Below are 8,397 nucleotides of genomic sequence, written 5' to 3'. Positions count from 1 at the left end.
CCACCGGGCCCAGCTCGGCGGCTGGCGCTTCCCAGCGCACCAGCCACCGGGCCTCGCCGGCTTCGCGCACGACGGGATCGGCGTGCTGCGCGTAGGCGACGCCGCGGCGCGCTTCCCAAACCACCGTGATGCCCGGGCCCGCCGGCCGGAGCGTTCCCGCCTTAAGGCCCCGGTACTCGCCCCCGGCGACCCGCGCCGCGAGCTGGAACCCGGCGCGCCTGAGGGAAGGATGGCGAAGGACCACGGTCAACAAGTAGGCGCGACCGGGCTCGTACGTCTCGGGAAGACCATCCACGGTGAGCGCGCCTTCGGGTGCGTTGAGCGGCTCGCCATCGTGGCAGACTCGGCACGTGGGCTCGCCGAAGCCGCCCGTGTGTCCGGCCGGCGGCCCATCGGCGTGCCCGAGGCGGCCGGCGGGGGCCGGAACCGGGTGCGCCCGTTTCGCCGCGGGAGCCAGAGCGGCGCCGGCCGCCGCGAGCAGCAGGACGCTACGGCTGAGGCGGGGCAACACTCGCACGACCGAGTTGGTTCGTGTCGGTGCCGAACCACATCGTCTGGGTGCGCGGGTCGTAGTACATGTGCCGCACCGTCACGCCTCCGCTCGGCACGGGCGCCGTCCCGATGACCTGGAACGTCCGGGCGTCGAAACCGACGAATCGGTTGGGCTGGACGCCCGTCTCCACCACCCACACCCGGTCGCGGTCGTCCGACATCATGGCGTAAGGACGGGACGAAGCGCCGCCCGGCAGCGGCCACTCGCGAACCTGGTGCGTCGCGGGGTCGAAGCGGCCGATGAACCCGCCGGCGTAGTCGCCGTACCAGACCGCGCCGTCAGACGTGAGCGCGATCCGGCGTGGCCGCGCGGTGGCCCTTGGCAACTCGAACTCGGTGAGCTCGAAGGTGCGGGGGTCCACCGTCGCGAGCTTGTTGGTGCCGAACAGCACGACCCAGGGCCGGTCGTTACGGTCCATCACGATGCCGTAGGGACGCGCGCGGGGCGTGGGCACGCGCACCAGGCGCACCTCGCCGGTGGACACCGCCAGCTTGCCGATGACGTTGCCGCCCTGCGCGGTGAACCAGATGTCGCCGCGGCTGTCGAATACCAGCGTGTGCGGGTCGCGCACGGTGCTGTCGGGCATGGGGTAGCGCGTGATGCGGCCGTCCCGCGGATCGAGCCGCCCGATATAGCCCACCAGGTTGCCCGAGAACCACACCATGCCCTGCGGGTCCACGATCAGGTTGTGCGGCCCGGTGCCGGGTTCCAGCTCGTAGCGCCGGAACTGGCGCGTTTCCGGGTCGAAGACCGCGAGGTAGTGCCCGGTCTGGCCGACGAACCACACCCGGCCGTCGCGCGCGACAAATGGGTCGCGCGGGCGGGTGCGCTCCCAGGGGACCTGCCACTCCTCGATGGCCGGCTGCTGCGCGAGGGCGGGGGCCGCGGCGAGGAGCGCAAGGGCGGCCAAGGCGAAGCGTTTGGTCATCGTGACCTCCGGTGGCGACACATCATTATGGGGTGCGCGCAGCTGCGAACCGCGGTCCGCTAAGCCTCGGCCGGGTCCGCCGGTTCGGGCACGCCGACCTTCTTCCACAGGTAGTACACCGGGATGCCTATCATCACGATGGCGAGACCCGGCCAAGTATAGAGCGGCCTCTTGAAGAGCAGGTTCACCATGATGGCGCCGGTGAGCACCAGATAGATCCACTGCATCCAGGGATAGCCGAACGCCCGGTACGGCCGCTCGGCGTCCGGCTTCAGGACCCGCAAGCGGAAGAGCGCGATCACCGTGAGGAAGTAGAAGAGCACCGCCGCGAAGATCACGTAGTCGAGCAGCTGGCCGTAGGTGCCCGACAGGCAGAGCAGCGAAGTCCACAAGGCCTGCACCCAGAGCGCCACCTTGGGGGTGTGCCGGACCGGATCCACCCGGCCGGCGCTCCGGAAGAACAGCCCGTCGCGCGCCATCGCGTAGTAGACCCGCGCGCCCGACAGGATCAGTCCGTTGTTGCAGCCGAAGGTCGAGACCATGATGGCTATGGCCATGATCGTGCGGCCCGCGTCGCCGAACAGCACTCCTCCCGCGGTGATCCCGACCCGGTCCTGCGGATCGTGCTGGATCGCGTCCAGGCTCAGCAGGTTGAGATAGGAAACGTTGACGAGCACGTAGAGCAGGCTCACCACCAGCGTGCCCGTGAACAGCGCGCGCGGGAGGTTCCGCTTGGGGTTCTCGACCTCGGCCGCGGCGAAAGTGACGTTGTTCCAGGCGTCGGACGAGAAGAGCGAGCCCACCATCGCGGCGCCGATCACCGGCAGGACCATCAGCGAGAACGGAGTGGACCCCCAGAAGTTGTCGAGGTTCGCCGAAGCGACCTCCGGCTGACGGCCGATCGTGATGCCGAGGAGTATCAGCCCGCCGACCGCGAGGACCTTCGCCGTCGTGAGCACGATCTGTATCCACGCGCCCTCGCGCACGCCGCGCGAATTGATCCAGGTGAGGATGATCACGGTGCCGATGCCGACGAGCCGCTGCCACGAGATGCCGATCTCGATGAGGCCGCCCGGCGTCGGGAGGTGGCCCAGCGAGAGGAAGACGTCCGGCGTCACCGCCGGCACGATAGCGCTGAGGAACGCGGCGAACGCCACGGCCACCGCCGCGATGGTACCGGTCTGGATCACCATGAACAGCGTCCATCCGTAGAGGAATCCGCCCAGCGGGGAGAGCCCCTCGCGCAGATAGACGTACTGGCCGCCGGCCTTGGGGTACATAGCGGCCAGCTCGCCCTGGGTGAGGGCGCCCATGATCGTGATCAGGCCGGTCAGCCCCCACACCACGAGCAGAAGTCCCGGCGAGCCCACCTGCCTGGCGATGTCGGACGAGACGCGGAAGATCCCCGACCCGATCATGGAGCCGACGACGAGGGCGATGGCGGCGGTGAGATTTATGCCGCGGACGAACCCGCTCCGGTTCTCGGTCACCGTTTCGATCCCTTTCTCCGCGGGGGGCGCCTGTTCGCGCGGGGCGCGGGCTCCGGCCCGTGCGGCAGCGCGAGGCGCATGACTTCGTCAGCCGTCTCGACCAGGTGGATCTTGAGTGTCCGCTTGACACTTTCCGGTACGTCGCGCAGGTCCGGCGCGTTGGCGGCCGGGATGGCCACGGCGGTCATGCCGCCCCGGACCGCCGCGCCAAGCTTCTCGCGCAGCCCGCCCACCGCCAGCACCCGGCCGGTCAGCGTGATCTCGCCCGTCATCGCGATGTCGGCGCGGACCTTCCGTCCCGTGAAGAGGCTTGCGAGGACGACCGCGATCGTGACGCCGGCCGATGGGCCGTCTTTCGGGATCGCGCCTTCCGGGAAGTGTACGTGAACATCCAGGTCGCGGAAGCGCTTGGCCGGGATGCCGAGGTCGGCGGCGCGGCTGCGCACCCAGGACGCGGCTGCCTGCACCGACTCAAGCATGACGTCGCCGAGGTGGCCGGTCACCTGGAATGCCCCGTTGCCGGGCATCGCGACCGCTTCGACGGGAAGCAGGTCGCCCCCGGTGGCGGTCCACGCCAGGCCGTTGGCGGTTCCGACCTTCGGCTCGGCGGGAGCGCGCCCGTCCACGAACCGCGGTTGCCCTAGTACCTCGTCAACGAGCTTGTCGTCCACCGTCCAGGGACCCTTGGCGCCGGCAGCCTTCCGAGTCGCCACGCGCCTGAACAGCGCGGCCACGTCCCGCCTCAGCCCGCGCACGCCCGCTTCGCGGGCGTACCCCTTCACGATCAGCTGGAGCGTTTCGTCGCCGAGGACGATCTCGCTGTCGAGGAAACCGTGCTCGGGGAGCAGCTGGGGCAGGAGGTGTTTGCGCGCGATCGCCACTTTCTCCTCGAGCGTGTACCCCGGGACCTCGATGACCTCCATCCGGTCGAGCAGCGCCTCCGGGATCTGCGGCGCGACGTTCGCCGTAGCGATGAAGAGGACATGCGAGAGGTCGAAGGGCACGTTGAGGTAATGGTCCACGAACCCGACGTTCTGCTCCGGGTCGAGCACCTCGAGGAGCGCGGCGGCGGGATCGCCTTGCCCCGGGCGGCCCGACCCGAGCTTGTCGATCTCGTCGATCATGACGACCGGGTTGTTGGTCTTGAGGCGCCTGATCTCCTGGATGATCTTGCCGGGCATCGCGCCGACATAGGTGCGGCGGTGCCCGCGGATGGCGGCCTCGTCGTCCACACCGCCCAGGCTCATGCGGCCGAAGGGGCGGCCCATGGCATCGGCGATGGCGCGGCCCAGCGAGGTCTTGCCGACGCCCGGCGCGCCGACGAAGCAGAGGATGGGCGGGCGGGCGGCGGGCGCGAGGCCGAGCACCGCGAGGTATTCGACGATCCGGGTCTTGGCCTCGTCCAGCGCCAGGTGGCCCAGGTCCAGGACCGCGCGGACGGCCGCGGGGTCGGGGCGGCGCTCCTGAGCGGCGACCGCCCACGGCAGATCCAACACCCAGTCCAGGTAGGTGCGCGCGACTTGGTATTCGGCCGAAGAAGGAGAGAGCCGCGTGAGTCGCTCGACCTCGCGCAACCCCTCGGCCCGCGCCGTGTCTGGCATGGCGAGCGACTCGAGGCGCGCCTTGAGCTCGCGAACCTCGCGCAGCGGATCCTCGTCGCCCAGCTCTTCGCGGATCGCCTCGAGCTGCTGGCGCAACAGGTATTCGCGGCGCCCGCGCTCGACGTGGAGCCCGGTGAGGCGGTCCACCTCCCGCTGCACCTGCGCGCGCTCGACCGCCGCGGCGAGGAAGTCGGTGAGGAGGCCCAGCCGCGCCAGGGGACTCGGCTCCGCCACGAGCCGGTCGCGCTGCGGGAGCGTGAACGGCAGCTGCGCCGCCACCAGATCGGCGAAGTGGCTCGCGTCCTCAACGTTGGCGCGCAGGTTCTCGACCGACTCCATGCTCACCGCGGGCTCGAGGCTCGCCAGCGTTTCGGCCAGCCGCAGCACCGCGCCCGCCCGGCGGTCCACCTCGGGACGCGCCTCCTCCGCGTCGAACACCGGGCTCACCGCGGCGACGGGCCACGCGCCGGAAACGTCGATCGAGTCGATCGCCACGCGCCGCCGGCCCTGGAGCGTGATCTGCACGGCCTCGTCGGCGAGGTTCATCCGGTCCAGCACCGTCGCCGCCACGCCGAGGTGGCCGGCGAAGCCCGCGACCTCCACCTGAGCTGCGTCGGCGCGCACGATCACCACGACTTTGCGGCGGGCCGTCAGGGAACGGATGGCGGCGACGTTGGTGGTGTTGGTGACCTGCACCGCCGCCACACCGAGCGGGAAGACGTGGGTCGAGCGCAGCACGAGCAGCGGCACGCGGGACGGCACGTCCCACGCACGAAGGTCGTCACGAGTTGTGGTATCGAGGTTCACGGCGTGCCCCGGCGCGGCGCCCGCCGCGCGTTATTCCTGGGCTCTCGTGTTGGCGAGCATCTCCCGCATCCGGCGGGCGAGCCCCTCGATCTCCCGCAATCCCTCGACGGTCTCCGTATCGAGCGTCGCTTCGTTGAGCAGGAGGAGCTGGGTCTCGGCGAGGAGCGCGGCAAGCGGGTTGGCGAGGTCGTGTCGGAGTTTGCGGATGACTTCGGTCTCGGTCGACATGCGCCTCGCTAGGTGGTCAGCGACCGAAATAGGTCGCGCAGGTTGTGATCCCGCAAGTCGCGGACCGCCTGCCAGAGGTCCTGTTCCGTGGTGGCGCAGAAGATCTCCGCGGTGACCCGCTCGGTGTCCCCGCCGGCTTCGGCGAAGTGGAGACGACCGCGCCAGATGGCGTCCTCGGTACGGCGGACGGCCAGGCGCACGGCGACCAGCACCCCTTCGAAGCGGATCGGGGGCAGGTCATGCAGCAACGGCTCGGAAGGCTCGGGCGGTACCGGCCTGACCTGGGGGAGCGGCATCGGAACCTCCGGAACGGGGGTACCCGAACTCGGAGCCTGCCACCGTGAAAGCCTCCGAGTTTGAAGCAATATAATGAGTTACGCGATTCGGTCAATACAAAAAAGGAGCCGGGAGCCGGGAGCCGTCCCTTTCGTGCGCGCCGCCGGCTGGAGCCGCGGCGGCGGAACCGCTGGAACTGCTCCCGGCTCTCCCCTTGACCACCGCCCAGTGGAGTCCTAGCTTTGAACCCACTTTCGGAGATTCAATCCCCTTACCAATTCACGTCATAACCCGGCTCGCGCCGGGAAACACTAATCCCACAATGCGCAACCAAACCGCCGAGGGCGCTGCGCCCTCCGGCATCCGCACCACAATCGGAGTTCCCACCCGTGGACATTGCTGAACTGAAGAAGAAGTCCGTCGCCGAATTGAACGCGATGGCGGAGCAGCTCAACATCACGAACTACTCGGGGCTGCGGAAGCAGGACCTCATCTTCCGCATCGAGCAGAACCTGCTCGACACCGACACCGTGCTCCGCGGCGAGGGCGTGCTCGAGATCCTGCCGGAAGGCTACGGTTTCCTGCGCAGCCCGGACTGGAACTACCTGTACGGCCCCGACGACATCTACGTATCGCCAAGCCAGATCAAGCGCTTCGACCTGCGCACCGGCGACTCGGTGCTCGGCCAGGTGCGGCCGCCCAAAGAGGGCGAGCGCTACCTCGCGCTGCTGAAGGTCGAGGTCGTGAACCTCGAGGAGCCGGAGAAGGCCAAGCACCGCATCGCGTTCGACAACCTGCGGCCGCGCTATCCGGACGAGCGGATCCGGCTGGAACGCAAGGACGGCGACGTCTCGATGCGGGTGCTGGACATACTGGCGCCGCTGGGCAAGGGCCAGCGCGCCCTGATCAGCTCCCCGCCCAAGGCGGGCAAGACGATCCTCCTCCAGAAACTGGCCAACTCGATCACCGAGAACCATCCGGAGATCGTCCTCATCGTGCTGCTCATCGACGAGCGGCCCGAGGAAGTGACGGACATGGAGGAGAATGTGAAGGCCGAGGTGATCTCCTCGACCTTCGACGAGCCGGCCGACCGCCACGTGCAGGTGGCCGACATGGTGATCGAGAAAGCGAAGCGGCTGGTGGAGCACGGGAAGGACGTAGTGATCCTGCTCGACTCGATCACCCGCCTGGCGCGCGCCCACAACGTGGTGGTGCCGCACTCGGGGAAGATCCTCTCCGGCGGCGTGGACGCCAACGCGCTGCACAAGCCGAAACGGTTCTTCGGCGCGGCGCGCAACATCGAGGGCGGCGGTTCGCTGACGATCGTCGGCACGGCGCTCATCGAGACCGGCAGCCGGATGGACGAGGTGATCTTCGAGGAGTTCAAGGGCACCGGCAACCTGGAGATCGTCCTCGACCGGAGGATCTCGGAGCGGCGGACCTGGCCGGCGATCGACGTGAACCGCTCGGCGACCCGGAAGGAAGAGCTGCTTTTCGCGGCGGACGAGCTCAACCGGGTCTACCTGCTGCGCAAGTTCCTTTCGGAGATGCCGCCGGTGGAGGCGATCGAGTTCCTGCTCGAGCGGCTCAAGCGGACCAAGAACAACAAGGAGTTCTACGCGACGATGGCCCAGGGGTAGAGTAACCCTTGCCAGCCGCCCAAGGCACGGGACGGGCGCTCGCCGTGGACTGGGGCACCAAGCGCTTCGGCGTAGCGATCTCCGACCCGAGCCGTCTCATCGCACAACCTCTGACGACCCTGAGCCGGCGCGCGCACCATCGCGCGCCGGTGGCCAAAGTCGTCGCGCTCGCGGAAGAACACGGTGTGACGGACGTCGTCGTCGGCCTGCCGCTCACGCCGGAGGGGGAGGAGGGTGACTCGGCCCGCGAGGCGCGCGCGTTCGGCGAGGCGATCGCGGCGCGTTCGGGCCGGAAGGTCAGCTTCGTGGACGAGCGGCTCTCCACGGCGCACGCGATCAAGTCGGCGCGGCGGGCGGGCGTGAAGGACAAGGACTCACGCGCGCGCATCGACCAGATGGCCGCCGTTTCGATCCTCCAGTCATGGCTCGATTCTCAGCGGAGCCATGCGGGCGCTTAGGCTGCTCCCGCTCGCGGCTCTTCTGGCCGGGTGTGGCGGGCCGGCGCCTAACGCCATCAAGGCCAACGTCTACGTGCCGCGCGGATCTTCGCTGGTCGCCGTCACCGATTCGCTGGTAGCGCACCACATCGTGACCTCGTCATGGAAGTTCCGGATGTACGCCCGGATGCGCGGCATGGCGCGTCGGGTGCGGCCCGGGCTCTACGAGTTTCCCGAGGGCGAGCGGTGGAACACGATCGTGAGCGCGCTCGAGACCGGTCGCACGCACGATTTCCTGTTCACGGTGCCCGAGGGGCTCACGGTGGTCGAGATCGCCGACCTCGCGGCCGAGAAACTGCGGCTGGCGCGCGACTCGATCCGTACCGCGGTGCGGGACTCCTTCCTTGCCGCGGCGCGCGATCCCGCGCTGCGTGAGG

9 protein-coding genes are annotated in these 8,397 nt (G+C 69.2%); 3 read left to right on the top strand and 6 right to left on the bottom strand.

Translation table 11 applies throughout. The features are described 5' to 3' along the window. The 6 genes from Q8Q85_07515 to Q8Q85_07490 form a co-directional block, all read right to left on the bottom strand. Positions 1 to 517: choice-of-anchor V domain-containing protein (locus Q8Q85_07515; protein MDP3774104.1), on the bottom strand; the 517-nt coding region annotated here is incomplete at its 3' end. Continuing rightward, positions 489 to 1,481, bottom strand: coding sequence for a hypothetical protein (locus Q8Q85_07510; GenBank protein ID MDP3774103.1), 993 nt, complete (start codon positions 1,479 to 1,481; stop codon positions 489 to 491). The genes Q8Q85_07510 and Q8Q85_07515, both read right to left, overlap by 29 nt. 59 nt (positions 1,482 to 1,540) lie before the next feature. Further along, on the bottom strand, positions 1,541 to 2,971 hold the full coding sequence (locus Q8Q85_07505; GenBank protein MDP3774102.1) for an amino acid permease: 1,431 nt from the start codon (positions 2,969 to 2,971) through the stop codon (positions 1,541 to 1,543). Further along, the gene (gene lon, locus Q8Q85_07500; GenBank protein ID MDP3774101.1) at positions 2,968 to 5,379 is read right to left on the bottom strand and encodes an endopeptidase La; all 2,412 of its coding nucleotides are present in this window, start codon (positions 5,377 to 5,379) and stop codon (positions 2,968 to 2,970) included. The genes Q8Q85_07505 and lon overlap by 4 nt, the downstream gene beginning before the upstream one ends. 30 nt (positions 5,380 to 5,409) lie before the next feature. Beyond that, entirely contained in the window at positions 5,410 to 5,607 is a 198-nt protein-coding gene (locus tag Q8Q85_07495) for a hypothetical protein (protein ID MDP3774100.1), read from the bottom strand. Positions 5,608 to 5,615: 8 nt separating this feature from the next. After that, positions 5,616 to 5,903, bottom strand: coding sequence for a hypothetical protein (locus Q8Q85_07490; GenBank protein MDP3774099.1), 288 nt, complete (start codon positions 5,901 to 5,903; stop codon positions 5,616 to 5,618). Between the two features lie 369 nt (positions 5,904 to 6,272). On the opposite strand from Q8Q85_07490, the gene rho reads away from it, so the two are divergent. From rho to Q8Q85_07475, 3 genes are all read left to right on the top strand, one after another. Beyond that, entirely contained in the window at positions 6,273 to 7,523 is a 1,251-nt protein-coding gene (gene rho, locus Q8Q85_07485; GenBank protein ID MDP3774098.1) for a transcription termination factor Rho, read from the top strand. Between the two features lie 8 nt (positions 7,524 to 7,531). Further along, positions 7,532 to 7,981 (top strand): Holliday junction resolvase RuvX, encoded by a 450-nt coding sequence (gene ruvX / locus Q8Q85_07480; GenBank protein MDP3774097.1) that lies wholly within the window; start codon positions 7,532 to 7,534, stop codon positions 7,979 to 7,981. Beyond that, positions 7,968 to 8,397: endolytic transglycosylase MltG (locus Q8Q85_07475; protein ID MDP3774096.1), on the top strand; the 430-nt coding region annotated here is incomplete at its 3' end. The genes ruvX and Q8Q85_07475, both read left to right, overlap by 14 nt.

It is taken from the genome of Gemmatimonadales bacterium (assembly GCA_030697825.1).
GTDB lineage: Bacteria > Gemmatimonadota > Gemmatimonadetes > Gemmatimonadales > JACORV01 > JACORV01.
This window is presented reverse-complemented; position numbering and strand designations above follow the sequence as displayed.

Excerpts from the sequence above, each read along its gene's own strand:
- Q8Q85_07490 (MDP3774099.1), bottom strand. The coding sequence starts at position 5,903 with ATGCCGCTCCCCCAGGTCAGGCCGGTACCGCCCGAGCCTTCCGAGCCG.
- Q8Q85_07495 (MDP3774100.1), bottom strand. The coding sequence starts at position 5,607 with ATGTCGACCGAGACCGAAGTCATCCGCAAACTCCGACACGACCTCGCC.
- Q8Q85_07510 (MDP3774103.1), bottom strand. The coding sequence starts at position 1,481 with ATGACCAAACGCTTCGCCTTGGCCGCCCTTGCGCTCCTCGCCGCGGCC.